The following is a 25,623-nucleotide window of genomic DNA, read 5'->3' as shown; positions in this document are numbered from 1 at the left end:
GTCCAACAAAGGAGTTGGCCATGGAAGGAAAGAGAGTCCTGGTCATCGGAGGGGGCACCTCCGGCAATGTCATGACCGTGCTGCTGCGGCGGGCGGGCATCGACGTCGACCTCGTCGAGGCCAAGGAGGACTGGAACGTACGCGGCTCCGGCATCACCCTTCAGGGCAACGCCCTGCGCGTGCTGCGCGAGGTCGGCGTCTGGGACGAGGTCCGCGAGCACGGCTTCGGCTTCGACGCCCTGGGGCTGACGACGCCCGACGGCACCGTACTGCACGTCGGCGACGTCCTCCGCACCGGCGGAGACGACCTCCCCGCCACCCTCGGCATGCAGCGCCCGGTGCTCCAGCGCATCCTCGTCGACGCCGTCCGGGCATCCGGCGCGAACGTCCGGCTCGGCACCACCGCCGAGATCCTCACCGAGGACGACACGTCGGTGACCGTCCGGTTCAGTGACGGCACCGAGGGCCGCTACGACCTCGTCGTGGCCGCCGACGGCCTGCACTCCGCGACCCGCGCCGCCATCGGCATCGACGTCAAACCCGAGCCGACCGGCATGGCCATCTGGCGTGTCCCGGCGCCCCGTCCGGCCGGAGTGGAGCGCAGCGACCTCTCCCACGGCGGGCCCTGCTACATCGCCGGCTACACGCCCACCAGCAAGGACACGATCTACGCCTATCTGGTGGAGCCCAGCCGCGACCGCGACACGATCCCGCCCGAGTCCTACGCGCGAGAGATGCGCCGCCTCGCCGAGGGCTACGGCGGTGCCTGGGACGAGATCCGCGACTCGATCACCGACCCGGCGCAGGTGAACTACACCTGGTTCGACCGGATGCTGGTCGAGGGGTCCTGGCACCGGGGCCGGGTCGTCCTCGTCGGCGACGCCGCGCACTGCTGCCCGCCCACGATGGCCCAGGGCGCGGCGATGGCCATGGAGGACGCCTGGGTGCTGTTCCAGCTGCTGACCAGCGGATCCGCGTGGGACGAGGAACTGCTCACGCGCTACTACGAGCGGCGGATCGACCGGGTCCGGATGGTCGTCGAAGCGTCCGTGCAGATCGGACAGTGGCAGCTCGACGGCGTGCCCGGTGACGTGCCCGGGCTGCTGGACGCCACCCTGCCGGTGCTCAGGGAGCTGCCGTGACGGCCCACCCGCCCCCGGCTACCGCTGGGAGGCGCCCCCAGCCCGACCACCGCTCCTCGCCGAGCGCTGACGCGCGCCCTTCCCCGACTGTCGACGTACACGCGCACCTCCTGATCCCCGAGGTCGAGGCCCTGGTGGCCGGCCTGCCGGGCCTGGCGGAGGCCAGGGCCCTCGACGCCCGCCGCAACGGGCCCGCGGCCCAGGCCGTCAGCGGCCCCATGGTCGCCGAGCGCGTCCCGAGGCTGACGGACGTCGCCGTACGACTGGCCGCGATGGACGCGCAGGGTGTGGACGTCCAACTGGTCAGCCCGTCGCCCTCGCACTACCACTACTGGGCGGACGAGGAGACGGCGGAGAAGGTGTACCGGCTCGCGGGCGAGGCGACGGCCGCCCACTGCGCCCAGGCGCCCGGCCGGCTGCACGGTCTGGGTCTCGTCCCCCTGCAGCACCCGGAGTCGGCAGTGCGCGCGCTCGAACTGGCCATGGGGATGGGCCTGTTGGGCGTCGAGATCTCCTCGCACGCGCCGGGCCGGGAGCTGTCCGACCCCGCGTACGAACCCTTCTGGACCCGGGCCGAGGAGACGGGCGCGATCCTCTTCCTGCACCCCTTCGGCTGCACGCTCGACGAGCGCCTCGACCAGTGGTACCTGTCCAACACCGTCGGCCAGCCCACCGAGAACGCCGTCGCCCTCTCGCACCTGATCTTCTCCGGGGTGCTGGACCGGCACCCGGAGCTGAAGCTGATCGCCGCGCACGGGGGCGGCTACCTGCCCACCCACATCGGTCGCTCCGACCACGCCTGGTCTGCCCGCTCCGACGCGGGCGCGGGCTGCGCCCACCTCCCCAGCAGTTACCTCAAGCGCCTGTACTTCGACTCCCTGGTCCACGATCCGCACGTCCTGCGGGCGCTGATCGGCGCGGCCGGCGCGGACCGTGTGCTGCTCGGCTCCGACTTCCCCTTCGACATGGGCACCGAGGACCCCGTCGGCGCGCTGCGCGCCGCACGCCTGCCCGACGACGATTTCCACGCCGTGCGCGGCGGCAACGCGACAACGCTGCTGCGCCTCACCTGACCCCCCACACAGGAGGAGAAACCCACCATGAGCGCACGCCTGCTCACGCATCTGCGGCACGTCGACCTCGCCGTGCCCGACTACGACAAGCAGCTCGACTTCTACGCCGGGGTCTGGGGCCTGACCAAGGTCGCCGAGGACTCCGGGATCTCCTTCCTCGCCGCCGAGGGCAGCCCCGAGCAGTACGTGGTACGGCTGCGCAAGGCCGAGGAGAAGCGCCTCGACCTCGTCTCGTACGGCGCGGCGAGCGCGGCGGACGTGGACACCCTCGCCGAACAACTCCTCGCGGGAGGAGTGCGGTTGGTCTCCCAGCCCGGCAAGATCGACACCCCCGGAGGCGGCTACGGCTTCCGCTTCTTCGACGTCGACGGCCGCACCGTCGAAGTGTCCGCCGATGTGGACGTACGGCAGCACCGCAGGATCGAGGAGAAGGAGTCGATCCCGGTCAAGCTGTCGCACGTCGTGCTGAACTCGCCGGACCTGGACAGGACCCGTGAGTGGTACGAGCGCCACCTGGGCTTCCGCCTCTCCGACACACTCAGCTCGCCGCACATGGGCGAGGTCATGCACTTCATGCGGATCTCCAACCAGCACCACTCGATGGCCATAGCGAAGGGCCCGCACACCTCCCTGCACCACGTCTCCTTCGAGATGCGCGGCCTCGACGAGTACATGCGCGGCTCCGGCCGGGTGATGCGGGCCGGGTTCCGCAAGATCTGGGGCCCGGGCCGGCACATGGCGGGCGACAACACGTTCACGTACTTCCTCGACCCCCACGGCAACACCGTCGAGTACACGACAGAGCTGGAACTGCTGGACGAGGACACCTGGCACCCGAGCGTCTACGACTTCTCCCGGCCCGAGGTGACCGACCAGTGGGGCACCGCCAACCCCATGAACGAACTGATCGCCAAGGAGTCCTTCAACGACGTCGACCGCGGCTGCTTCGTCGCCCCGCCGGTCTGACCCCCCTCGCCCCCGGGGACGCGGTGGCCCTGTCAACCGCCCTGACGCCCTTGCCGCGTCCCCGGTTACACCGCTGTCGAAGACCGCCGGAGCCTGGAGCCGTGCATGCGTTTCGCCACCTATGAACACCGACACCAGCGCCGGGTCGCCGTCGTGGAGGAGGACGGCACCCTCCGCCCGGTCCCCGGGGCGCGCTCGCTCACGGAGCTGATCCGCTCCGGCGACGGACTCGACGCGCTCCTGCGTGCCGGCGCCGTCACGCTGGACGTCCCGCCGGGCCCTCACGTGTCCGAGGTGCGGCTGCTGCCACCGCTTGAGCCGCCCACCGTGCGGGACTTCGTCACCTTCGAGGAACACGTCGAAGGGGTACGGCGGTCCGTGGACCGCGTCGTCGGGGTGCCCGAAGCCTGGTACGACGCCCCGACGTTCTACTTCACCAACCCGTACGCCGTCATCGGCGCCCACGACGACGTCCCGGTGCCGCCGGGCAGCGACGTCCTCGACTTCGAGCTGGAGGTCGCCGCCGTCATCGGCCGCGAGGGGCGGGACCTGACGCCAGGGCAGGCACGGGACCACATCATCGGCTACACGGTCTTCAACGACTGGTCGGCCCGCGACCTGCAGTACCGCGAGATGCAGGTCAGCCTCGGACCGTGCAAGGGCAAGGACACGGCCGCCACCCTCGGCCCGTACCTGGTCACCGCCGACGAGCTGGAGCCCTACCGCGACGGCGACGGCTTTCTGCGCCTGGCGCTGACCGCCTCGGTGAACGGCGAGGTGGTCGGCAAGGACCTGCTGTCCAACATGAGCTGGACCTTCGAGGAGATGGTCGCCTACGCCTCGCGGGGCACCGTCGTCCGCCCCGGCGACGTGCTCGGCTCGGGCACCTGCGGCAACGGCGGCTGCCTCGCCGAGCTGTGGGGCGTCCGGGGTGAGCAGTCCCCGCCCCCGCTGAGGCCGGGCGACACCGTGACCCTCACCGTGGAGGGCATCGGCACCGTCTCCAACACCGTGGTCACGGGCAGGGATCCGGAGCCGCTGCCGACCGCGCGCCGCCGCAGCCGGGAGCGGCCGTGAACGACGCGCGCTCCAAGAGGCTCCGGGGCAAGGTCGTCGTCGTCACCGGCGCCGCGCGCGGCCAGGGCGCCGCCGAGGCCGAGGCGCTGGCCCGCGAGGGCGCCCGCGTCATCGCCACCGACGTGACCGAGGCCCCCGGCTGCCGCTGCCTCGACGTCACCGACGAGGAGCACTGGGCACGGTTGGCCGCCGAACTCAGGGATTCGTACGGCCAGGTGCACGGCCTGGTCAACAACGCGGGCATCACCTGGCGCGCCCGCCTCGGCGATGTGACCCCCGACGACTTCGCTCGTGTCCACGCCGTCAACGTCACCGGCCCGCTGCTGGGCATCCAGCATCTGACGCCGCTGATGCCGCCCGGCTCGTCCATCGTCAACGTCGGCTCCACCGCCGCGCTCAGCGGTCATTATCCGGTCGCCTACACGACCAGCAAATGGGCGCTGCGCGGCCTGTCGAAGACCGCGGCCACGGAGCTCGGCGCGCGCGGCATCCGGGTCAACACGATCCACCCGGGCTTCATCGAGACCGAGATGACCGCCTCCGCCGCGCCCGCCTTCCGTGCGGCGAACATCCGCGAGACCCCACTCGGCCGCACCGGCACGGTCGACGAGGTCACCCCGCTCGTGGTCTTCCTCCTGTCCGACGAGTCGTCCTTCATCACCGGCGCCGAGATCCCGGTCGACGGCGGACTCACCGCGCACGGCGGCGTCAAGTCCATCTCGGACACTCTGGGTTCGACTGCTGCGGGTTCGGCGCTTCCGAGCTCAGAGGCGAGGTGAAACGGCTGGCAGGAAAGGCGGCCCTGATATCGGGCAGGGCCCGCGGTCAGAGACGCGCGGCGGCGCCGCGGTTCGCGACCGAGGCCGCGGACGCCTTCGGAGGCATCGACGGCCCCCGAACGCCCCCCGAACCGGGATCCGGGGCGGAGCCCCGAAAGGACGGGGGTCCAGGGGGCGCGGCCCCCTTGGCGGGGTCGAAGGGGCGGAGCCCCTGGGGATGGGACGGGTAGGGGCGGCGGGGGTGAGACACCTTCGCCCCCGGCTCCGGTCACGGCCCCGCCCCCAACCCGGCCCGCCCCCGAACACACTCGGACCCGCAGGCACCGAACAGCCCGCGGGTCCGAGGTTGGTGGAGGGCGTCAGCCGATCTCGGTACCGGTCGCCGAGAGCGCCTCCGTCACCGGCTGGAAGAACGTCTCCCCACCGGAGGTGCAGTCACCGCTGCCACCCGAGGTGAGACCGATGGCCTTGTCCCCCGAGAAGAGCGAGCCACCGCTGTCCCCCGGCTCGGCGCAGACGTCGGTCTGGATCAGCCCGTTGACGATGTCGCCGCTGCCGTAGTTCACGGTGGCGTCCAGCCCCGTGACCGTACCGTCGTGCACCTGCGTCGTCGACCCGCTCCGCGTGACCTCCATACCGACGGTGGCCTCGGCCGCACCCGTGATCTCCTGCGCGGAGCCGTTGTAGAGGTTGACCTCGCTCGGGTGGTCGACGTCGGCCGTGTACTTGACCAGGCCGTAGTCGTTGTCGGGGAAGCTGGAGTCGGCGTTGGTGCCGATCTCGTTGCCGCTGGAGTCCGACCAGGTGGAGATCGACTCGGTGCAGTGGCCCGCGGTCAGGAAGAACGGTTCCCCGCCCTTGACCACGTTGAAGCCGAGGGAGCAGCGGCCACCGCCACCGCTGATGGTGTCCCCGCCGGCGATGAAGGGCTTGAACTCCCCCTTGGTGCGCTGCAGTTCGGCCTTCGCGCCGAGACCGTCCACCACCTTGGTGAGCTTCGCCCACTCGGCCTTGGACACCGTGCGGTCCGCGGTGACGACGACTCTGTTGGTCTTCGGGTCGGTCGCCCACGACGTGCCGGGGATGGTGGCGTCCTTCGTGAGCGTCGAGCGGGCGCTCTTGAGCTCGGCGAGGGAGTTCTCGACGACGCGCGCCTTGGCTCCGGCCGACTCGACGGCCCGGGCCGCCGCCTCGTCGAGCACGTTCACCACGAGGTTCTTGGCCTTCGCGTCGTAATACGTTCCCGCCGCGTCACCGCCGAGGTCCTTGACCAGTGTCGAGGCGAGGTTTCCGGCCGCGGCGACCGAGAGGGTCTTCAGGTCGGGGGCCTTCGCGGTCTCACTCGCGTTCGCAGTCTGGAAGGTGACTCCCGCGGCGACCAGTGCGGCGATACCCGCACCTGCCACAGCGGCACGCCGCCTGGGTATGCGTCGGTGCTTCAACTCGCGTCCTCCTGTGGGGGGTCGGTTCCGGAGGTTGTGGGGACCCGGGAACCGGAAGGTGAGGCACGGATCCGCTGCCCGCAAAAGGCGCGTCCATGCCAACGGACGACGACCACTATTCCCAGGCCACCAGGGCGCACACAAGGTCGACTTCAGGACGAGCGCGGTGCAACTCGCGTACACCCCCCGCAGCTTGACGCGCGTAAACCTGCCATGGCCACGCCAGGTGAGTCCCCACTGCAAACAAGGCGATCGAGGGTTATCCCTGTGCGGTCGACGAGGTCTAGTCCTGTCCGATTCCCTACCCCTCGGGGCCCCGGCCCACTCCGGGCGCGGAGGGCGGCAGTTGCTCCCGCACAGATTGCCCACGCCTCCGGCCCCTGGGCCCGCTCCAGGAACGGCAGCAGCTCCACCGGGAAGGAGAGGACGAGCGTGGAGTTCTTCTCAGCCGCGACCAACCTGGTCCCTGCGCTCACGGTCCGCCTCGGCCTGCCGGGCCATGGACCGCTTCATGGCCTCCACGCTCATCGTGAACCCCAGCGCCCGTACGTGGGACCGCAGCCGCCCGAGCCCCCCGGCTCGTACTGCTTCACCACCCGGGCGGCCGCCACGTACGCCGCGCCGACGGACGCGAGGGACGCTCCCGCGAGAACCAGCTCCTCGACCATGTCGGCCCCCAAGCGGACAAAGGGGAGCCCCCGCACGGCACTTGCCGTGCGGGGGCTGCCGACTGCTGGTTCGGTCGGTCGTGCGGGTGCCGGAGCGGCTCCGGGCCCGCGCGTCGGTCAGAAGACGCTGACCCCGTAGGCGCTCAGGGCCTCGGTGACCGGCTGGAAGAACGTGGTGCCACCGGAGGAGCAGTTGCCGCTGCCGCCGGAGGTCAGACCGTAGGCGGTGCCGTTGCTGCCGTAGAGCGGACCGCCGGAGTCCCCGGGCTCGGCGCAGACCGTGGTCTGGATCATGCCGTAGACGACGTCGCCACCGCCGTAGTTGACGGTCGCGTTGAGCGCGGTGACCCGACCGGTGTGGGTGCCGGTGGTGGAACCGGTGCGTATGACGCTGGTACCCACGCTCGGGGTGGCCGCACGGGTGATGTCCACACTGCCCGCCGTACCGGACTTGGTGATGGACGTGTTGGTGTACCGGACGATGCCGTAGTCGTTCGTCGGGAAGCTGGAACCCGAGGTGGTGCCGAGCGTCGTGGTGCGCCCCGAGTTCGACCACCAGGTGCCGGCGCCGTCGGTGCAGTGACCGGCGGTCACGAAGTAGTCGGCTCCGCTGCTGTTCTTGACGTTGAAGCCGAGGGAGCAGCGCCAGCTACTCGCATAGATGGCGTCGCCGCCCTTGATCAGCTTGTTCATCTTGCCCGGGGTGCGCTTGACCGTCAGGGCGCCGGCGTTGCTGCCCGCCTCCTTCTTGATCTTCGCGAGCTCCGCCTGGGAGACGGTGCTGTCGACCGTGAGGAGGACCTTGTCGGTCTTCGGGTCGATCGCCCAGGCCGTGCCCGGTACGTCGGCCTTGAGGATGGAGGAGCTGGCACTCTTCAGCTGGGCGGTGCTGAAGGTCTGCGCGTCGCTCGCCTGCGCGGTGGGGACTGTGACGGCAGCCGCGGCGACGAGTCCGGTGGTGACGGCGATCAGCCGGGTCCGTCTCGCGATGCCGCTGCGGGGGGTGGTGCGCGTGATCCTCACTGTTCGTTCCCTCCTGAGGGAATTCGGGGGCCCGCTGTGGGGTTTGGGGCCCGTGAGGCGCGGGTCAGGGCGAAGTGTCCGACTTCCGAACACGATGTGCCCCTGACAAGGCGCTGGAGGGAGTATTCGGCTGCGTGACCGGGCGGCGCAAGAGGGCCTTTCCGCCGCGGGAGCACTCAACTCCGTGTGTTACCAGCGGTACTCGATCGCACGACCTCCTTGTGAGGATTCTGTGGAGGCACTTGGACGCACCGGAGCAGCACCTGTGCGCCACCCGGCGTGCTTCCCTTACGGCAGTCGGAGCAGAGCGCACCCACGAGTCGTCGAGCGCCACGAGATCCGGCGCACCACTCTCAACGCGCCGTGCGAGCCCCCATACGAGCCGGTGGCAGGCAGCGGAACCTCTCGCGGAAACGAGAACCTCCCGGGAACCACGCGGCGCGCCGGGGCAGTGCGCTCACCGAGGCGAGCTCGGCCGCGGCCCCGCGCCGACACGCCGTCCCGGCGAAACGCGAGCCCACCCGTGCGCGGCCGGGTGAACGCGCCCGCCCCAGGCATCGGCGGACGGACCGAGCGCGAAGCGCCGTGGGTACGGGGTGCCGGAGCGGTCGAGCACCCGCCCGTCGGCGGAGTCCACGGCGAGCACCAGCGGGACGGCGACGGCGCGCCGCCTCCTCACCCCGGGTGACCGAGGCGGCGCGCATCCCGCGCAGCGGACAAGGCCTTGCGGTCAGCGCCGGCCGGCAGGCCGACCGGCCGACCGGCCGTGCCCGGCCTGATCCCCCGTCAGAACAGAGATGGCGGCATGCCTGGCAATTCCGAACACGACACTCCCCCGCGGCTTGTGCCGTTCTTTCTGCGTGCCGTTCAGTCGCCGCGTCGCACCGCCCCCGGCGTTCACCCGTACGCACCGCTCATCACCCGTCCGCCGCGAGAAATATTATTTCACTCACAGTCAGCAGCCGTGTACATCAGGACCCTTGGGGCATACGGGCTCTCGACGAATTGGTTCTGTGCCAGTACCGTCACGAAACCCCCGAGCGGCGCCTAACCACTTGGCGCGCCATCCGCATCATGGACGACGATAGGGGTGCGGAAAGCAAGCATGACCGCTGTGAGAGGAGGCGTCCATGGGATCGGTGCGCAAGGCGAGTGCCTGGCTTGGCCTCGTCGACGACAACGATGACGAGCGTTACTACGACGACGACTACGCCGAAGGGCAGGAGTCCGGCGATGCCTGGGTCACCGACCCGCGCGTCAAGGTCGCCTCCGAGTCCGCGCAGGAGAAAGGCCGCCGGATCGGCACGGTCACCCCGGACAGCTTCCGGGACGCCCGCAACATCGGCGAGCTCTTCCGGGACGGGGTCCCGGTCATCATGAACCTCACGAACATGGAGCCCGCCGACGCCAAGCGCGTCGTCGACTTCGCGGCCGGCCTGATCTTCGGTCTGCGCGGTTCGATCGAGCGGGTCTCGAACCGGGTGTTCCTGCTGACCCCGGCCGACACCGAGATCGTCAGCGGCGAGCCCGCGGGGCGTCAGGCGGACGGTTTCTTCAACCAGAGCTGAGGCAGGGCCGCTCACCTGCCCCTGACCGGCATTCCGGTGGGGGGATCACCGGAACGCGTCGAGGCCGGTGAGCGCCTTGCCCGGCACCAGCTGGTGCGTCTCGACGGTGCAATCGTGGGTGAGCACCGAGGTCGAGGGACGAGCCGGCGCCGCCTCCCGCCTCAGCTCACGGACGAATCGGCCCGCACCTTCTCGTGCGTCGCCCGGGGAGAGGGCACCGGGGCGACCTCGGCAGAGCCCGACGCAGGCTCCGGCTCCGCGCAGTCCATGACCCGCGGCAGGCGCAGCGCCATGGCGGCGCCCAGCAGCAACAGCACCGCGCTGACCAGCAATGTCACATGCAGTCCGTGCACGAAGGAGTCCCGCGCGGCATCGCGCAGGGCCTCGCCCGACGAGCCGCCGAGCCGTCCGGCCACCTCGTACGCCTCGCCCAGCGAGTGCCCGGCCGCCGCCGAGGCCGACTCGGGGACGCCTGGCACACCGGAGAGTCCGGGCGTGTACGCCGCGTTCATCACGCTGCCGAGCAGCGCGATCCCGATGCCCGCGCCGAGCTGGTACGACGTCTCACCGATGGCCGCGGCCCCGCCCGCCTGGGCCTGGGGCGCCTCGTTGAGCATCGACTCGTACGCCCCGAAGAGCGTCGTCTCCAGGCCGAACCCGAGCAGGATGAAGCCGACCAGCAGCAGGGCGGGGTTGTCCTGGTCGCCCATCACGGTCAGCAGGACGACGGAGCCCGCCGTGAGACCGAAGCCCGCCGAGACCATGCGGCGGGGCCCGAAGCGGCGCAGCATGTGCGAGCCGACCAGCCCGGCCGCCATGGCCGCGATCGTGAGCGGCAGCAGTCGCAGGCCCGTCTCCAGCGGGGACAGCCCCAGCACCAGTTGCAGGTACTGTGCCGCGATCAGCTCCAGGCCCACCAGCGCCAGCATGGCGAGCACGATGCAGCCGACGGACGTGCTGAACGCGGCGCGCGCGAACATCCGCAGATCCACCAGCGGGTGTGCGCGCCTTCGCTGCCGCCGCACGAAGGCGGCCAGCAGCCCGCCGCCCAGCACCAGCGGCCCCAGCGTGACCAGGTCGAACGGGCTGTCGCCGCTGCCGAGCCGCTTCACTCCGAGGACGACACCGAAGAGACCGGCGGCGGCCATCAGCGCGCCCGCCACGTCCCAGGGCCCGTCGCGGTCGCCCGTCGACTCCGGCAGCAGGAGGCGCCCGACCGGCAGACTGACGAGCATCAGCGGGATGTTGATGAGGAAGACCGCGCCCCACCAGAAGTGCTCCAGCAGGAAGCCGCCGAGCAGGGGTCCCACGGCGGCGCCGACCGCTGCCACGCCGGTCCAGATGCCGATCGCCAGCGCCCGCTCGCGCCGGTCGGGGAACACCTGCCGGAGGATCGACAGGGTCGCGGGCATGATCATGGCGCCCCCGACCCCGAGCAGCGCCCGGGCCGCGATCAGTACCGGGGCGCTCTCGGCGAGGGCCGCCAGACCGGAGGCGACACCGAAGAGCCCGTAACCGAGGAGGAGGACCCGTCTGCGGCCGATCCGGTCGCCCAGCGTGCCGAAGAGGATCAGCAGCGAGGCGCAGACGAGCGGATAGACGTCGACGATCCAGAGCAGCTCGACACCGCTGGGCTTGAGGTCCTCCGTGACGGCCGGCACCGCGACGTGCAGCACGGTGGCGTCGAGAGCGACGAGCAGCAGGCTGGCGCAGAGGACGAAGAGGACGACCCAGCGGTTCGCACCGTCCCCGGCCGCCCGACGGCACCGCGCAGCGGCCGTGGTCGTCCCGGACATGTACGTACCTCCCAGATGATCCCTCGCGCTCGGCGGGACCGCTGGGGTGGGGACTCCCCGGCGGCCATGGCCCGGGAGGAGCGGCGTCCCGAGCCCACGCAACGAAGGCGAGTGAGCCGCTAGCGTACGTGAGATACCGCCAGTGGCGCGTGGTGGACCTCTCATGGAACGTTCAGACAGGGTGTGGCATGCGCCACGCCGCCCTTCACCCGTCGCAGTTCAGCGCCTCCGGGGAAGCCGGCCGGTTCCGGGCGCCCTCGATAATCGAGCGCGTGACCGATCTTGCTACGCGCCAGGCGCCGTCCCTCCTGAGGAGGGCCGTCCCCGCGCTCCTCGGGTACGCCGCCGTGCGCGCCCTGGGCCTCGTCGCCCTCGCCGTGTGGAGCGCGGCGCGCGACAAGAGCGCGCACACCCTGCTGACGGCCCGCTGGGACTCGCTCTGGTACGTCAGGGTCGCGGACCTCGGCTACGGCTACGAGGTCCGCCTCCCGAACGGCGACGTCCACTCGAACCTGGCCTTCTTCCCGCTGCTGCCCTGGCTTGAGCGCGCCGTCTCCGCGGTGACCCCGCTGTCGTACGCGGACGCCGGCCTCGTCGTGAGCACGCTGGCCTCGCTGGCCGCGGCCTGGGGGATCTTCGCCGTCGCGGACCACGTGTACGGCTCCCGGGTGGGGACGTGCGCGGTGCTGGTGTGGGCCGTGCTGCCGGTCGGGATCGTGCAGTCGATGGCGTACACCGAGTCGCTGTTCACCGCGCTCGCCGCGTGGGCGCTGTACGCGGTCCTGACCGGCCGCTGGGTCGCCGCGGGCACCCTCGCCGCGCTCGCCGGGCTGACCCGCCCGGTGGGCCTCGCGGTGGTCGCCGCGGTGTGGGTGGCGGTGCTCGTTCCTTCGTTCGTACGGGATCGGAGCGTGCCGGAACCGAACGGCGCCCCGGTATGGCGGCGCGCCCTCGGCATGCTGCTCGCGCCGGCAGGCGCCGCCGGGTACGTGCTGTGGGTGGGGCATCGCACGGGCGGGGGCCCGTTCGGGTACCTGGAGGTGCAGGCGGGCTGGCGCAACGGTTTCGACGGGGGGTACGCCTTCGCCCGGTTCGTCGCCGGGAAGTTCACGTCGTTCCCCTCGGCCGTCGCGGGCGTGGGCCTGCTCGTCGGGGTCGGGCTGGTGGTCTGGCTGTACGTGGTCGGCGTCCGTCAGGGGCAGCCGTTGCCGCTGCTGGTGTACACGGGGGTCGTGGTCGCGCTCGCCCTGTGCGCGTCCAGCTACTTCGGCTCGAAACCACGGCTGCTGATGCCCGCCTTCCCACTGCTGCTGCCGCTCGCCAGGTCCCTCGCCGCGCTGCGTACGGCCAGGGCCGCGCCGGTCCTCGGGGGAGCCGCGGTGGCGTCCGCGCTCTACGGGGCGTTCTGGCTGGGCGGCTCCGGTCCGCCCTGACGGCGTGGCCGCCACAGCCGCCATGGCCAACGGTGCGTGAGCGGGCAGAGAAGTCCACACCAGCAATCGGTGAACGAATCCCAAAAGGGCCACAAAACCAGGACGGCGAATGATCAGTGGAATTGAAGGCGGCGCACCACGCTGATTACGGATTCCATGAAAATAGACCTTCATTGAGAGCAATCCCACATCACATCGTCATCACAAAGCGAGGGATTCGCACCGGAAGAGAGCTCACTCCCTGTAACGTCGATTGAGTGCGTACCGAACGATTGCTGACCCGTCTGGAGCGGGTCTTCGAGCGGCTGGACCGTGAGCCGGAACGACCGGCCCACATCGATGTGCCGGTGATGAGCCGGCACAGGGTGGTGCTCTTCACCGCCACCCTGGCCTTCTACGCGGCCATCGTGTGGGCCGTGGTCATCACCTCGTGGCTGGTCCGCCTCGACTGGCAGGTCATGTTCTTCCGCCCGTACCAGCAGTGGCCGGAGATCCACGCGTTCCTGGACTACTACGTGGTCCTCGGGCAGCGTGGCCCCACCGCCGTGATGGTGGCGGCCTGGCTGGGCTGGCGCTCCTGGCGGCAGCACACCCTGCGCCCGCTGCTCGCACTGGGCGTCTCGCTGCTGCTGCTGAACATCACGGTCGGCGCCGCCAAGATCGGCATGGGCCGCCTCGGGCCGCACTACGCGACCTCGATCGGCTCGAACGAGATGTGGCTGGGCGGCGACATATTTCCTTCGGGCCACACCGCGAACGCCGTCGTGACCTGGGGCATCCTCGCCTATCTGGCCTCCACGCCGAGAGCCCGGCGCTGGCTGTCCGCCCTGTCCGCCGTGATGTCGCTCGGCGTGGGCCTCACCACGGTCTACCTCGGTACGCACTGGCTGAGCGACGTCGTGCTGGGGTGGGCCGCCGGTCTGCTGATCCTGCTGGCGCTGCCCTGGTTCGAGCCGCTCATCGCGCGGGCGGAGGCCCGGATCCTGTCGCTGCGGGACTCCCTGCGGGCACGTCAGGGCGCTACGGCCGGCGCACCGGCCACGGCTCCGGCGGGGGCCTCCCCGCTGCGGACGCCGTCGCAGGAGCCCACCACGGCCCGCGACACGTCCATCGCCGCCCGGTCCGCCCGGCCGCCGCTGCACCTGGCGCCGGGCCCCCACACCACCCGTTCGGAACGCATCCCGGTCACCCCGGTCGGCAGCCGCAGGCCCCCGCACTCCGACCGGATGCCACGGGGCACGGCGGCACGTCCGGTCACCGGCGGCTGACACGAGACAGCGGGGCCGGTACGCACCACCAGCACCCCGCACGGCGAAGGCCCGGCTCCCCTCAGGGGGGCCGGGCCTTCGCCTGTTGTCCTCTCCCGTGCTGGGTCCCGCGCGGCCTCAGCCCTTCCAGCAGCGGGTCACACGGCCGTCCCTGACCTCGAAGTTCAGCCGGCCCACGCGGTACTCCATGGTGATGATCGCGCCCGGCGGCAGCGACCGGACCGCGGACCAGCCGTGCTCCCTGGCGCGACGCTCGGCGCTGCTCGCCTCAAGGCCGACGTAGGCGTCCGGACTGTCCTGGGGCTCCGGTGGCGGAGTGGGAATGGGTGCCATGACGGCCACGTTAGGCGGCGCCCCGCGCCCGCGGAAGCCCGGGCCCACCGAGGGTTCCAGGGTCCTCGCCGGGCCGGGTGTGGCGGAGGGTCACTGTCCCCCCGCGGTCACACTTGTGTCACAAGATCACGACACGCGTTTCGGCCGGCCACCGTCACACGTACGGGCGGTTCCGTACGGGTGATCTCCGTCGTCGTCCGTATTTCCCGACCGACTCGGCGCTCTCGAATAGCTCCCGGGAAAGCCGGTCGAACATCGTGCGGATGTCGCATTTCATTCCGACAACCCGCGTATCCGGGAAACAGGCGGCGTACAGCCAATACGCGGTCAGGGGCGGAGCCGGTGCGGCAGCACCGCGTTGCCCAGCTCCCCGGCCCGGCAGCGCGTCACTCGACCGCGGCCACCTTCACCGCGAGGTCGTTGTCCTTCGTGTAGTACGGCCGCGCCGTGACCGGGCCGTGGCCGGTCTCCAGGGTCACCTTCGGGTAGGTGAAGATCTGCTTCTTGTCGGCGATGTCGTCGAGGAGGCGGGCGATCCGTGCCCGGGGCCCGTTCTCCCCGTCCGGCCGGAGCCACAGGTCCCACAGACCGGGGTGGAGGGCCTCGTACGGCACCGTGAAACGGAACTCGGAACGGTCGGCGGTCAGCTCGGCACGCACCACGGGCGTCTGCGCCTTCCTGGCCACCAGTTCGACGTACGCCTCCTGAGCCAGCCCGGTGCCGTACACCCGTGCCCGGACACTCACGTCGTCCTCGCCGATGTGGAGCTCCCCGGCCTCGGCGTGCGGCGCGCGCAGCCAGCTGCGGACGGTGAGGTTGCCGAGCCTGGTGGAGTACGGGATGCGGGCGGCGACGTGGCCGTGGGAGCCGCCGGGCACGCGGTCCACGAGGGCCCGCAGGTCGTTGACGCCGGGCACCAGACGGCGCGGCTCGTCGTCGGCCACCTGGACGTACACGTCCCAGCGGCCCTCGGCGAGCTCGACGCTGCTGGGCAGGGCGGCCCTGAGGCGGCCGTCGGCGGCCGGGGTGAGCGGCAGGCGCACCTCCCGCTCGCTGTCGCGCAGTCGCATCAGGAGATGGGCGGGCCCGGACTCGCCCCGGTCGGTGACGTCGAACGTGAGGCCGCCCGCGGAGTCCGCGACGCAGTCGGCCCGCGGGCCCGCGACGGGTTCCTCGTCGAAGTGCTGGTTCGCCGCGGGCGGGGCCAGCGTCATCATGCGGTGCGTCCCTTCCTGAAAGCGGTGCGTCCGGCATCCCGAACGGCGTACGCGCCACCGAGCAGTGCTCCCCGGGTGCGGTGCAGGGAGCCGCGCATCCGGCCGCGCGAGGAGGACCCGCCGCGGGCGAGCAGCCCGGAGAAGAGCGACTCGTGGCGCTCGGCGATACGGGCCGGGTCGAAGCGCTCGGAGTCCTTGAGCGCGGCGCGCGCCATCTCCTGCCGGAGCGCGTCGTTGTTGATCAGTTCGAGCAGGCCCTCGGCGATGGCCTCGACGTTGCCGACCTCGACGAGCCGTCCGTCGACGCCGTCGTCGATGATCTCGCCGGGCCCGTGCGGGCAGTCGGTGGAGACGACCGGCAGACCGCAGCGCATGGCCTCGACGATCGTCATGCCGAACGACTCCATGCTGGAGGTGACGGCGGCGATGGAACCCTTGGCCCACTCGGGCTCGATGGGGTTGGCCGGCCCCATGAGGTAGACGTGGTTGTACAGACCCAGCTGGTCGATCAGCTCGCGGAGTCTGTCCTTCTGCTTTCCGCCGCCGTAGATCCGCAGACGCCAGTCCGGCCGCTGGGCGCGCACCGTGTCGAAGGCCTTGATGAGCAGGTCGTACCGCTTGACGGGCGCCAGTCGCCCGGCCGCGACGACCCACTTGCCGGATCCGTCCGCGGGCTCGATGCCCGGCTGGGGCACGGGGTTGGGCACGGACCGCACCTGGACGCCGGGCAGCCGCATCCTGTCGCGGTACGCGCGCGCGTCGGCCTCCGTGGTGGTGGTGAGCGCGTCGAGGCGCGGGTAGACGCGGCGCAGCGTGGCGCGCAGGGCCCCGGAATGGGTGTCGAGCGTGAGGTGCTCCTGGCCGACACGGACCGGGCCGCGGCGGGTCTCCCGGGCCAGGTGGACGTTCAGCCCCGGCCGTGTGCCGACGACCACGTCCGCCTCGACCGCGGCGAGGTGCTCGGCGATGCGCCGGTCGGTCAGGGCGCTGTACTGCTCGTAGCGGCCCTCCGCGCGCGGGAAGACACGCGCCGGGCGGCCCAGGTCAGGATCCCCGGCGTCGGCGCCGTCCGGGCGGACGTCGACGAGGTGGCGCACACGGACCCGCGGGTGCGGCGTGAAGACCGGCTCGTCACGGTGGCGGAAAACCGAGACGATCTCGACGTCGTGCTGCTCGGCGAGAGTGCCCGCCAGGTTGTACGTGGTCCTGATCGTCCCCCCGATGCCGTACGCGTTGTGTATGAGGAATGAGATGTGCATACGTCCCCCGAACCCCCTGTATCCCCGATCTCGTCCGCCTACCTGATGGGTTGGACCCGGAGCCGCCGCACTGGGTTGGGCTCCATCACCGACTTGTTCCAGAACAGTTGCCCGATTGGTAGCCGATAAGGGGAACCTTTCGGCCGTGTCGTGCATCGGGGTACGAACGACATCCGTACGGCACACGCGCGTTGACGGCGCGCAGGACGGGTGGCTCACGGTTCATAGGACAACTGCGGTACGTCGAAGCAGGTGTTGTTCATGTCCCCCTGGCTCACCCAGCCTTCGCCGTCCTCCCAGCGGGCCACCGAGACGCACGTCGTCCGGGACCGGGGAGGTTCGGCGAGGCGCTCGTAGGTGACGGGCAGGAGCAGCCCGCCCGCGGTGTACGGCTCGTCGCGGTTCATGAAGCGGTCGACGCACGCGCGCGTGACGCCCTCCCGCGCGCAGGACTTCGCCGCGTCGGTGAACCACATGGCGGCCGCCCAGCCCTCCAACTGCCACTGGGAGTGCGTCTTCAGCCCCTTCGTCGCGTCGCGGAACTCCCGTACCGCCGGGTGCCCGGTGTCCTGGAAGTTGCGGCTCGAACCGGTGGCCCACAGGGCGTTGCGGCAGCGCGGGGCGTCCTTGTAGTCCTCCGGGACCGTGGACGTCCAGTTCTGCACGTTGGTGACCTTGGCGGTCACCTCGGCGCCGGCCTCGTCCATCGCCCGGCACAGACGGGCGTTGCCGTGCGTGTCGAGGGCGTCGAAGACGAGGTCGGCGCCCTGCTCCTTCAGATCGGCCGCCGCCGCGCGGACGTTGGGGAGCGCGAAGTCGACCTGTTCGGTGACCACCTTGTAGCCCTCCGCCTTCAGGCCCCGGGCCACGAGACGGGCGTACGAGGCCGACGCGGCCTGGTTGTACGACACCACCGCGGCCGTCCGGGCGCCGTGCTCGCGCTTGAAGTAGCGGTAGACCTCGGTACCGCCGTACTGCTTGCCGTCCCAGCCGGTCGTGCCGTTCCGTGGCGCGAGACTGCCGTAGACGCTGTAGAGGTGCGGGTACGTGTCGTACGCCGGGCCGAGGGGCTGTCCGCCGATGTCGGGCACGCCCGCGTGCGAGACCCGTGAGGCACCCGCGTAGTCGAACGCGGTGGTGGCGACGAGGGCGACCACCTGGTCCTCGTCCACGAGCCGGTGCACGCACTCGTTGTTGCCGACGCCGCTGCCGCCGTCGTCGCACGCACGGACCTCGACCGTCCGGCCGTCGACGCCCCCGCGCGCGTTGAGGCGGTCGAACCAGGCTCTGGCGCCGTCGCGCGGACCGGTGAAGGCGGCGCCGCCGACCGGGCTGGTGGCGCTGGTGATGATGCCGACGCGGATCGGCTCGCCGGTCTGCCCGGTCGGCGGCGGCCCGGTGGTCCGGTCCTCGAAGTCGCTCTCCGGGAGGCGGCTGCCGCAGGCGGCGGTCAGCAGGAGGAGCAGTCCCGCGCCGACGCACTCAGCAGCCCGGGACCTTCTCATTGCCGCTCAGCCCGACCAGCCCGCACAGCGTCTTCACGGACACCTTCCAGGTGCCGTCCTGCTCGACCGACGTGCCCTTCGAGTCCGGCAGGACGGTGGCCCCCTTCAGGAGCAGTGAGTACGTCACGTCCGCCTCGGTCGCCGAGGTGAACTCCACCTTCGTGACCTTCGCCTCGACGTCCTGTCCGCGCTGGTCACCGCTGAAGGCGTCGAGGAGCGGCCCCAGCAGGTTGCCGTTCTCCAGGACGGCCTGCCGGTCCTCCTTGGACGTGCCCGGGTCGAAGAACGTCGCCCAGTTCGCCCTGATCTCCTTCTCGGCCGCCGCCGGGTCGTCCGGTTCGGCCGCCGCCCCCGTGGGCGACGCCTCGGCACTCGTGGTCCTGTCCTCCGTACGGGTAGGTGACGTGTAGCCGCCCCCGCTGTCGTCGCCGCACGCCGCGAGGGCGACGGCGAGGACCGCCGCCGCGATCAGTGCCCCCAGCCGTCCTCTCCCCCGCCTGAGGTCGCTCCCGAGAACCATCTGGCTCACCACCGGGTGTCGTCCGGGCCGGTCGCGCCCGGTGCTTTCAGGGTCAGCTTCCAGAGGGCATAGTGCAAGACATCGGGATACATCGGCATCGGGATACACCGATATCCGGATACATCGATGTCCGGATACATCGACACCGGGACACCACCGGTGCGCATCGACAGCCAGCCGGACAGCCGGACACACGACGTGTGGGAGCCCCGGATGCGGACAGCTCGACTGCGGACCGCGCACCCCGTCCTCTGGGCCGGCTGGGCCGCGCTCGCCGCCGGGGCGGTGCTGTGTGTCGTGGGCTGGTACGGCGTCTCGGGCGAGCGGTTCGCGGAGCGGCAGCTGCCGTACCTGGCCTCCTGCACGATCCCGGGCGCCGCGCTCATCGTCGCGGGCGCCGTCCTGCTCACCCACGGCAGGAACGCTTCGGCGGCGGCCCGTGTGGAGGAGCTGTACCGCCTCCTGGCCGCCGAGGAGCCGGCCGAGGCGGAGGAGGCCGGGCCGGCCGCCGCGCCCGTCGCCACCAGCGGGGAGCTGCTCATGGTGCCCGGCGGCACCCTGTGGCACCGCGCGGACTGTCCCCTGGTGGCGGGCAGGCCCAGGGCCGTACCCGTGGACTCGCGCGTCATGACGCTCGGAGACCTGGGCCCGTGCCCGATCTGCGAGCCGCCCTCCGGCGCTGAGCCTTCCGAGCCCCCGGAGGGCTGATGGCCTCCCTGACCTACGACCTCACCCTCGCGGGGCTGTCCGTCGGCGGTGCGGCCGCGCTGACCGGGATCGGACTGGTCGTCACGTACCGCGCGACAGGGGTGCTGAACTTCGCGCACGGGGCGATCGCGATGGTCTGCGCGTACCTGCTGCGCCAGCTCACGGTGGAGTGGGGCTGGCCCCTCGCCCCGGCCGCCGCCCTCACGCTGCTGGTGGTGGCCCCGGCCATCGGGGTGGCACTGGAACGGTTCGTCTTCCGTCCGCTGTCGGTCCTGGGCAGTGATCCCGCGCGTACCCTGGTGGCCTCCATCGGGGTCTTCGTGCTGCTCGTCGGTGGGGCGGCGCTGGTGTGGGGCCCGGGGGCGCGGGCGGACGCGCCGACGCTGGTCCCGGCGGAGCCGTGGGGGCAGCTGGCGGTGGCCGTGGCGCTGGCCGTGGCCGTGGGTGCCGTCACGCGATGGACGCGCTTCGGCCGCGAGTTGCGCGCCGTCGTGGACGACCGGTCGCTCGCCGTCCTCTCGGGCATCGGCGCGGACCGGGTGGCGGCGGCCGGCTGGGCGTTCGGCTCGTTCACGGCGGGCCTGACGGGCGTGCTGCTGGCGCCGTACGTCCGGCTCGACCCGTACGGTCTGCCACTGCTGGTCATGGAGGTCGTGGCCGTCGCGGTGGCCGCCCGTATGCGGAGCCTGGCGGTGGCCGTGGTGGTCGCCGTGGGCATCGGGGTCGCCCAGAGCCAGCTGACCCGGCTGCACCCGTCGGGCTGGGCGGAACCCCTGCTCCAGGCCGTCGGCGCCAACCTGTTCGTGGTGGCGCTCCTGGTCGCGGCCCTCGTCCTGCCGGGCGTCGGCGCGCACGCCCCCGTCCCGCGCACCACGGCCACGCGTGTGCCGGCGCCTCCGGGGGCGTGGATCGTGGCGGCGGTCCTCTTCCTGCTTCCGCTCGGCTTCGCGGGCGGGGACCTGCACACCTCGGTCCAGGTCCCGGCGCTGGCGGTGGTCCTGCTGTCGCTGGTGGTGGTCACGGGCCGCGGCGGCCAGATCTCCCTGGGCCAGGCGGCGTACGCGGGTCTGGGCGCCCTCTTCACGGCACTGCTGGCGGCGGGCCGCTTCCCGTTCCTGCCGGCGCTGCCCGAGCCGGCCGCGCTGGCCGTGGCCGTGCTGCTCGTCGCTCCCCTGGGCCTGCTGACCGGATGGCCGGCGATCCGCCGCCACGGTCTGGCGCTCGCCCTGGCGACGTTCGCGGTGGGCGTCGGGGTCAGCCGCTTCGTCTTCGACCAGCCGTACGCGACGTCGGGTCTGACCCTCGGGCGCCCCGCGGGCTTCGAGGGCGACCGCGCGTACTACGTCCTGGAGCTCGGCCTGCTCGCTCTCGCCCTGCTGGCGGTCCACGCCCTGCGCCGGGGCCGCACCGGCCGGGCCCTGGCGGCGATGCGGGACCACGAGCCGGGGGCGTCGGCCGCGGGCGTACGCGTCCCGGCCCTGAAGCTGTCGGCCTTCGTGACGGGCGCCGCGCTGGCGGCCCTGGGCGGCGGCATGCTCGGCATGGGCCTGCGGGCCTTCGACGCCTCCGCGTACGACCCGGTCCGCGGGCTCCTGTGGTTCGCGGCGGTCGTCGTCCTCGGCGCGGACAGCATGCTGGGCGCCCTGGCCGCCGCGGCACTCCTCGTGGGGCTCGACGCGGGGGCCCGAGGCGGCGTGGCCGCGGCGCTGGTCGGCCTGCTCGCGGTCCTCGTCGGCCGCTTCCCCGGCGGCCCGCAGGAGGCCCTGCACACGGTGATCGCCCGCCTGCGCCCGCGTCACGGGGCGGTGCTGACGCCGGTGGGGGCACGGGTGCGGCGCAGGGTGCGGGAGCGGGGCGGTGGGGGCACTGCTGGGGGTGTCCCGCCACGGGAAGCGTCCGGTGGCCCGGGCGGTCGGAGAGCCACCGACCGCGTGGGGGCCGGTCCGGGGCGGCCCGAGGGTGTGGCTGCGCGAGCGGCCTCGGGCGGTCCGGCTCCGTCGGAGCGAGCGGTGGCGGGAACCGCGAGGCCCGGTCCGACGGCGCACGAGCCGGCGCGAGGAGCCGACCGGGCGGAGCCGGCGTCTGCCGAGCCCGTACGGCTGGGCCGGGCCGAGCCCGCGGAGCGCGGCGCACGGCATGCGGGCGGCGGCGAGCAGCCGCCGCCGGAGCGGCGGGGCCGTGGTGCGGGGCGGGGGGAACACCCCGCTGTCCTGCGGGCCCGCCGGCTCCGCGTCACCTACGGCGGGTTCACCGCCCTGGACGGTGTCGACCTCGACGTCCGCCGGGGCCGCGTCACCGCGGTCGTGGGCCCGAACGGGGCCGGGAAGAGCACCCTCTTCCACTGCCTCGCCGGAACCGTGCGGCCCACGCGCGGGCGGGTGCTGCTCGGGGAGCGGGACATCACACGGCTCGCGGCCCACACCCGCACGCGGCAGGGCATCGCGCGGACGTTCCAGCAACTGGCCGTGTTCCCCTCGCTGTCCGTGGCCGAGAACGTCCTGGTGGGCGCCGAGCAGGGCCGGGCCGCCGATCCGGGGGCCGTCGGGCGCGTCTCGCGGCTGCTGGGGCTCGACGGGCCGGTGGGCGCGCTGCCCGCCGCGGGGCTGCCCACGGGAACCCTGCGCGGGGTCGAGCTGGCACGGGCGCTCGCCGGGGACCCCCGCGTGCTGCTGCTCGACGAACCGGCCGCCGGGCTCGACACCGGCGAGGTGGCCGCCCTCACGCGCGTGTTGCGCGCTCTCGCCGCGGACGGCACGGCCCTGCTCGTCGTCGAGCACGACCTGGACCTCGTCGCGGACCTCGCCGACGTGGTGCATGTCATGGCGGCGGGGCGGATCGTGGCCTCCGGCCCCGCCGGCCGGGTACTCGACGTGCTGGACGACGCGGAGGTGGACCGGTGACCGTCATCTCCCTGCGGAACGCGCGCGTGCGGTACGGCCCCCTGGAGGCCCTGCACGGAGTGACGCTCGCCGCGCCCGGTCCGGGGCTGACGGTGCTGCTCGGCCGCAACGGCTCGGGCCGTACGACCGTGTTGCGGGCCCTCGCCGGGACGGTCCCGCTGTCCTCGGGCGCCGTCGTCTGGGACGGGGCCGACGTGACGAGGACACCCGCCCACGAACGCGCCCGCCGGGGGCTCTGCCTGGTCCCGGAGCGACGGGCCGTCTTCGGCTCGCTCACGGTCCGGGAGAACCTCGAACTGGCGGCACCCTCCGGCGGCTTCGCGCCCGCCCTCGACGCCTACCCCCGGCTCCAGCCGCTCCTCCCCCGCCGTGCGGACACCCTCTCCGGCGGCGAGCAGCGCATGCTGGCCGTCTCCCGTGCCCTGCTGGCCCGTGCGCGCGTGGTGCTCCTCGACGAGCCCGCCCAGGGCATGTCCCCGGCGGTCGCGGCCCGCACGTACGAACTGCTCGGCACCCTGGACGCCTGCGTGGTGGTGGCCGAACAGCGCCTGCCGCCCGGGCCGCGCGCGGCGGGAGCGCTGGTGTACGAACTGCGGCGCGGCTCCGTCGTGTTCGGCGGCGAGGCGGCCGAACTGGCCTGACGTCGGCCGTACGTCGGCCTGGTGCCGAGGGTCCCGCCCGGTCGGCGTGCCGGGCGGGACCCCGTGCCCAGGGCTGGGGAGCCGGCTCAGATGTCGAGCCGCTGCCCGGGCACGATCATGTTGGGATCCCCGCCGATGACGGCCTCGTTCGCGGCGAAGATCCGCTCCCAGGTGGTCCCGTGCCGTGCGGCGATGCCGCTCAGCGTGTCCCCGCCGCGCACCGTGTAGTCGCCGCGGGAGGTGCCGCGGCCGGTGTGGCCCGAGGCACGGGCCGGCGTCTTCGACGGCTGCGCGGCCGGGGCCGGCTTCGTGGACCGCCCCGGCGCCGAGCCGGTGGACGGCGCGGCGGGTGCCGTGCCGGACGCCCCGGCCCGGGCGGAGCAGGTGGGCCAGGCGCCCCACCCCTGGGCGCGCTGGACCTTGGTGGCGACCGCGATCTGCTGGCCCTTGGAGGCCTGGTCGGCCGTGGCCGCGTAGGCCGTGCCGCCGTACGCGCGCCAGGTGGAGGCGGAGAACTGCAGCCCGCCGTAGTAGCCGTTGCCGGTGTTGATGTGCCAGTTACCGCCGCTCTCGCACTGGGCGATGCGGTCCCACACTCCGCCGTCCGCCGCGGCGGCGCTGCCGCCTGCGGCCAGGAGGCCCAGCGGGGCGAGCAGTGCCGCCCCGGCGAGGACCGCCGTCGTACGTGTCGTACGCGTCTTACGAGTGGTGTCGTGGGTGTTGTCGGCACATGCGGACATGTAATTCCCTCTCGCAGGACCCGGGGTCCCCCAAGGCGGCCCACGACTCCCGGCGCACGGGACGCGGTCGTCGTACTCCGCCCCGTCCGCCGACGGTGGTGCTGTGGAGCTGGCTGTGGTGCGGTCGGCGGACGACCCGAGCGGTGCTCGATGCACTCGGCGGAGGAATGTAGAGAGCCAGACGGCCGTCCATCAACCAACTCCTCGTCGTTCGAGGCCAGTTCGACGTTACCGCGAGTATCGTCTTTTTCGGCCACCCACTTCATTGCGCGATTTCGGGATTTGTCGACCAGGAGCGTGCGCGATCTGTGACCCACTTCACCGTCTTAACTTCCTTTTGCAGTCGCGGAGTTGCCGTGGAGTAACCGGTTCCGCCCCTGGATTCACGCTGTGCTTCGGATGGGTCGATTCCATTCGCTGCCGGGCGTGACTCCGGCCACAGATCGCCCGTTGTCTTCTTCATGAGCCGGGAACCACCCGCGCTCATGGGCCGGGAGCCACCCGGCTGTCGTCCCGCATCACATCCCGAGGAGCCACCCGTGCCGCGCATGCTCGACGTCAGCGACGCCGTACGCGCCGAGATCGGCGACGAAGAAGCCGACCGGCTGCTCGCCGGAGAGAACGCCCCCGGCAGTTACGACTGCACGTCCTGCCGCACCCCGGGCGACTCCGAGCAGGAGCGCACCAGCACCGTCCTGTTCATCGGCGACGAGACCGCCGTCCTCGCCTTCGCCCACGCCACCTGCCTGCCCTCGCAGGTCGTCCAGGTCACGGAGGAGCAGTTGCAGGGCGCCGTCCGGTCCATCGCGGGCGACGGCGGCTCCGCGCGGGCGGTGCCGGAGCAGGCCGTGGCCGAACAGGCCGTGCTCGGCGTGACCAGCGGACTCGTCCTGATCAACGGCGAGTTGCACCCGGCGCTCGTCGTCGAACCGACCGCTCCTATCGCCCGCCCCGGCACCACCACCGCGGGCGACGACTTCCTGCCGCTCCTCATCGAGCAGGGCTTCATGCCGCTGACGGAGATCGACTCGGTGCCGTCGGTGCTGCACGGCTGGTCCGTGCTGCTCGCCATGGGCCAGCTGCACGCCATCCTCCAGCCGGGCACCGCGGGCGGCCAGCCGGTCGCCTGGTGGCAGGCCCACCAGGCGCTGCAGGTCGCCGACAGCTGGCGCGCGGCCGCCAACAAGCACCAGCAGGTGCTGCTCTTCGCGGCTCCGGTCGGCTCGATCGGCCGCCAGCCGCGCGAGGACCTGCTGCGCGAGGCACTCGACAAGGCCGCGGCGAACGGGAAGCTGGTGGCGGCGACGCTGCCGCTCGCCGGAACGTGAGCGCTCCGCTTGGGGCGCGGTAAGGGGGGCCGGTCGTGGGGTGGGTGCGGGTTCGTCGTGGTTGCTCGCGCCGTTCCCCGCGCCCCTTTCAGGGCCGCCGTCACAGGGACGGCCGTCGGGCGAGTGCCGGTCCGTCGTGGATGCTCGCGCCGTTCCCCGCGCCCCTTTCAGGGCCGCCGTCACAGGGACGGCCGTCGGGCGAGTGCCGGTCCGTCGTGGATGCTCGCGCCGTTCCCC

22 protein-coding genes and 2 pseudogenes are annotated in these 25,623 nt (G+C 72.3%); 12 read left to right on the top strand and 12 right to left on the bottom strand.

The features are described 5' to 3' along the window. The first annotated feature begins 20 nt into the window (after positions 1-20). The 5 genes from ACZ49J_RS30670 to ACZ49J_RS30650 all read left to right on the top strand — a co-directional run bounded on the left by ACZ49J_RS30670 (position 21) and on the right by ACZ49J_RS30650 (position 5,037). Entirely contained in the window at positions 21-1,142 is a 1,122-nt protein-coding gene (locus tag ACZ49J_RS30670; protein ID WP_467453825.1) for an FAD-dependent oxidoreductase, read from the top strand. Then, the gene (locus ACZ49J_RS30665) at positions 1,139-2,215 is read left to right on the top strand and encodes an amidohydrolase family protein (RefSeq protein ID WP_467453827.1); all 1,077 of its coding nucleotides are present in this window, start codon (positions 1,139-1,141) and stop codon (positions 2,213-2,215) included. The genes ACZ49J_RS30670 and ACZ49J_RS30665 overlap by 4 nt, the downstream gene beginning before the upstream one ends. Positions 2,216-2,242: 27 nt before the next feature. Beyond that, complete coding sequence (locus tag ACZ49J_RS30660) at positions 2,243-3,181, top strand: VOC family protein (protein WP_467453828.1); 939 nt, start codon at positions 2,243-2,245, stop codon at positions 3,179-3,181. A 105-nt stretch (positions 3,182-3,286) separates the two neighbouring features. Continuing rightward, on the top strand, positions 3,287-4,258 hold the full coding sequence (locus ACZ49J_RS30655; protein ID WP_467453829.1) for a fumarylacetoacetate hydrolase family protein: 972 nt from the start codon (positions 3,287-3,289) through the stop codon (positions 4,256-4,258). Further along, positions 4,255-5,037, top strand: coding sequence for an SDR family NAD(P)-dependent oxidoreductase (locus ACZ49J_RS30650; RefSeq protein ID WP_467453830.1), 783 nt, complete (start codon positions 4,255-4,257; stop codon positions 5,035-5,037). Before ACZ49J_RS30655 ends, ACZ49J_RS30650 begins: the two co-directional genes overlap by 4 nt. Before the next feature lie 359 nt (positions 5,038-5,396). On the opposite strand, the gene ACZ49J_RS30645 is transcribed toward ACZ49J_RS30650, so the two are convergent. The 5 genes and pseudogenes from ACZ49J_RS30645 to ACZ49J_RS30625 form a co-directional block, all read right to left on the bottom strand. Beyond that, the gene (locus ACZ49J_RS30645; RefSeq protein ID WP_467453831.1) at positions 5,397-6,479 is read right to left on the bottom strand and encodes a S1 family peptidase; all 1,083 of its coding nucleotides are present in this window, start codon (positions 6,477-6,479) and stop codon (positions 5,397-5,399) included. Positions 6,480-6,631: 152 nt separating this feature from the next. Next, positions 6,632-6,998 (bottom strand): annotated as a pseudogene (locus tag ACZ49J_RS30640) (hypothetical protein); the annotation flags it as partial. Between the two features lie 5 nt (positions 6,999-7,003). Next, positions 7,004-7,159, bottom strand: a complete 156-nt coding sequence (locus ACZ49J_RS30635) for a hypothetical protein (RefSeq protein WP_467453832.1) — start codon at positions 7,157-7,159, stop codon at positions 7,004-7,006. Positions 7,160-7,264: 105 nt separating this feature from the next. After that, on the bottom strand, positions 7,265-8,170 hold the full coding sequence (locus ACZ49J_RS30630; protein WP_467453833.1) for a S1 family peptidase: 906 nt from the start codon (positions 8,168-8,170) through the stop codon (positions 7,265-7,267). A 288-nt stretch (positions 8,171-8,458) separates the two neighbouring features. Then, a pseudogene (locus ACZ49J_RS30625) lies at positions 8,459-8,816 on the bottom strand (hypothetical protein); the annotation flags it as partial. Between the two features lie 484 nt (positions 8,817-9,300). On the opposite strand from ACZ49J_RS30625, the gene ACZ49J_RS30620 reads away from it, so the two are divergent. Further along, positions 9,301-9,738 carry a cell division protein SepF gene (locus ACZ49J_RS30620; RefSeq protein WP_467453835.1) on the top strand — a complete coding sequence of 146 codons (438 nt, stop codon included), beginning with the start codon at positions 9,301-9,303 and terminating at the stop codon, positions 9,736-9,738. 161 nt (positions 9,739-9,899) lie between these two features. Here ACZ49J_RS30620 and ACZ49J_RS30615 read toward each other — a convergent pair whose 3' ends face one another. Beyond that, positions 9,900-11,534: an MFS transporter gene (locus ACZ49J_RS30615; protein WP_467453836.1), complete on the bottom strand. Its 1,635-nt coding sequence runs from the start codon at positions 11,532-11,534 to the stop codon at positions 9,900-9,902. A 272-nt stretch (positions 11,535-11,806) separates the two neighbouring features. On the opposite strand from ACZ49J_RS30615, the gene ACZ49J_RS30610 reads away from it, so the two are divergent. Further along, positions 11,807-12,967, top strand: a complete 1,161-nt coding sequence (locus ACZ49J_RS30610; protein ID WP_467453837.1) for a hypothetical protein — start codon at positions 11,807-11,809, stop codon at positions 12,965-12,967. Positions 12,968-13,224: 257 nt separating this feature from the next. Continuing rightward, on the top strand, positions 13,225-14,235 hold the full coding sequence (locus ACZ49J_RS30605) for a phosphatase PAP2 family protein (RefSeq protein ID WP_467453838.1): 1,011 nt from the start codon (positions 13,225-13,227) through the stop codon (positions 14,233-14,235). A gap of 117 nt (positions 14,236-14,352) precedes the next feature. On the opposite strand, the gene ACZ49J_RS30600 is transcribed toward ACZ49J_RS30605, so the two are convergent. From ACZ49J_RS30600 to ACZ49J_RS30580, 5 genes are all read right to left on the bottom strand, one after another. After that, positions 14,353-14,568 carry an I78 family peptidase inhibitor gene (locus ACZ49J_RS30600; RefSeq protein WP_467453839.1) on the bottom strand — a complete coding sequence of 72 codons (216 nt, stop codon included), beginning with the start codon at positions 14,566-14,568 and terminating at the stop codon, positions 14,353-14,355. A gap of 386 nt (positions 14,569-14,954) precedes the next feature. Next, complete coding sequence (locus ACZ49J_RS30595; RefSeq protein ID WP_467453840.1) at positions 14,955-15,785, bottom strand: hypothetical protein; 831 nt, start codon at positions 15,783-15,785, stop codon at positions 14,955-14,957. After that, positions 15,782-17,044 carry a glycosyltransferase family 4 protein gene (locus ACZ49J_RS30590; protein ID WP_467453841.1) on the bottom strand — a complete coding sequence of 421 codons (1,263 nt, stop codon included), beginning with the start codon at positions 17,042-17,044 and terminating at the stop codon, positions 15,782-15,784. Before ACZ49J_RS30590 ends, ACZ49J_RS30595 begins: the two co-directional genes overlap by 4 nt. 215 nt (positions 17,045-17,259) lie before the next feature. Then, positions 17,260-18,549 carry an ABC transporter substrate-binding protein gene (locus ACZ49J_RS30585; RefSeq protein WP_467453842.1) on the bottom strand — a complete coding sequence of 430 codons (1,290 nt, stop codon included), beginning with the start codon at positions 18,547-18,549 and terminating at the stop codon, positions 17,260-17,262. Then, a complete protein-coding gene (locus ACZ49J_RS30580; RefSeq protein ID WP_467453844.1) occupies positions 18,527-19,069 on the bottom strand; it encodes an MTB12 C-terminal domain-containing protein in 543 nt (180 codons plus the stop codon). The genes ACZ49J_RS30585 and ACZ49J_RS30580 overlap by 23 nt, the downstream gene beginning before the upstream one ends. A gap of 213 nt (positions 19,070-19,282) precedes the next feature. Between ACZ49J_RS30580 and ACZ49J_RS30575 the strand changes: the two genes are divergently transcribed. From ACZ49J_RS30575 to ACZ49J_RS30565, 3 genes are read left to right on the top strand one after another with little or no spacing between them, the layout of a single operon-like run. Continuing rightward, complete coding sequence (locus tag ACZ49J_RS30575) at positions 19,283-19,777, top strand: hypothetical protein (protein WP_467453893.1); 495 nt, start codon at positions 19,283-19,285, stop codon at positions 19,775-19,777. Continuing rightward, positions 19,777-22,677 carry an ABC transporter permease subunit gene (locus ACZ49J_RS30570; protein WP_467453845.1) on the top strand — a complete coding sequence of 967 codons (2,901 nt, stop codon included), beginning with the start codon at positions 19,777-19,779 and terminating at the stop codon, positions 22,675-22,677. Before ACZ49J_RS30575 ends, ACZ49J_RS30570 begins: the two co-directional genes overlap by 1 nt. Next, a complete protein-coding gene (locus ACZ49J_RS30565) occupies positions 22,674-23,318 on the top strand; it encodes an ABC transporter ATP-binding protein (protein WP_467453846.1) in 645 nt (214 codons plus the stop codon). Before ACZ49J_RS30570 ends, ACZ49J_RS30565 begins: the two co-directional genes overlap by 4 nt. Before the next feature lie 86 nt (positions 23,319-23,404). Here the strand turns inward: ACZ49J_RS30565 and ACZ49J_RS30560 are convergent, their stop codons facing one another. Beyond that, positions 23,405-24,058, bottom strand: a complete 654-nt coding sequence (locus tag ACZ49J_RS30560) for a LysM peptidoglycan-binding domain-containing protein (protein WP_467453847.1) — start codon at positions 24,056-24,058, stop codon at positions 23,405-23,407. Between the two features lie 539 nt (positions 24,059-24,597). Here ACZ49J_RS30560 and ACZ49J_RS30555 point away from each other — a divergent pair. After that, entirely contained in the window at positions 24,598-25,386 is a 789-nt protein-coding gene (locus ACZ49J_RS30555; RefSeq protein WP_467453849.1) for a hypothetical protein, read from the top strand. Positions 25,387-25,623: the final 237 nt, after the last annotated feature.

Source organism: Streptomyces sp. NPDC030840 (genome assembly GCF_055572015.1).
The sequence above is the reverse complement of the archived record's forward strand: the minus strand, read 5'-3'. Positions and strand labels throughout refer to the sequence as shown.

Excerpts from the sequence above, each read along its gene's own strand:
- ACZ49J_RS30655 (WP_467453829.1), top strand. The coding sequence starts at position 3,287 with ATGCGTTTCGCCACCTATGAACACCGACACCAGCGCCGGGTCGCCGTC.
- ACZ49J_RS30600 (WP_467453839.1), bottom strand. The coding sequence starts at position 14,568 with ATGGCACCCATTCCCACTCCGCCACCGGAGCCCCAGGACAGTCCGGAC.
- ACZ49J_RS30620 (WP_467453835.1), top strand. The coding sequence starts at position 9,301 with ATGGGATCGGTGCGCAAGGCGAGTGCCTGGCTTGGCCTCGTCGACGAC.
- ACZ49J_RS30590 (WP_467453841.1), bottom strand. The coding sequence starts at position 17,044 with ATGCACATCTCATTCCTCATACACAACGCGTACGGCATCGGGGGGACG.
- ACZ49J_RS30575 (WP_467453893.1), top strand. The coding sequence starts at position 19,283 with ATGCGGACAGCTCGACTGCGGACCGCGCACCCCGTCCTCTGGGCCGGC.
- ACZ49J_RS30615 (WP_467453836.1), bottom strand. The coding sequence starts at position 11,534 with ATGTCCGGGACGACCACGGCCGCTGCGCGGTGCCGTCGGGCGGCCGGG.
- ACZ49J_RS30660 (WP_467453828.1), top strand. The coding sequence starts at position 2,243 with ATGAGCGCACGCCTGCTCACGCATCTGCGGCACGTCGACCTCGCCGTG.
- ACZ49J_RS30670 (WP_467453825.1), top strand. The coding sequence starts at position 21 with ATGGAAGGAAAGAGAGTCCTGGTCATCGGAGGGGGCACCTCCGGCAAT.
- ACZ49J_RS30585 (WP_467453842.1), bottom strand. The coding sequence starts at position 18,549 with ATGAGAAGGTCCCGGGCTGCTGAGTGCGTCGGCGCGGGACTGCTCCTC.
- ACZ49J_RS30560 (WP_467453847.1), bottom strand. The coding sequence starts at position 24,058 with ATGTCCGCATGTGCCGACAACACCCACGACACCACTCGTAAGACGCGT.
- ACZ49J_RS30580 (WP_467453844.1), bottom strand. The coding sequence starts at position 19,069 with ATGGTTCTCGGGAGCGACCTCAGGCGGGGGAGAGGACGGCTGGGGGCA.
- ACZ49J_RS30570 (WP_467453845.1), top strand. The coding sequence starts at position 19,777 with ATGGCCTCCCTGACCTACGACCTCACCCTCGCGGGGCTGTCCGTCGGC.
- ACZ49J_RS30595 (WP_467453840.1), bottom strand. The coding sequence starts at position 15,785 with ATGATGACGCTGGCCCCGCCCGCGGCGAACCAGCACTTCGACGAGGAA.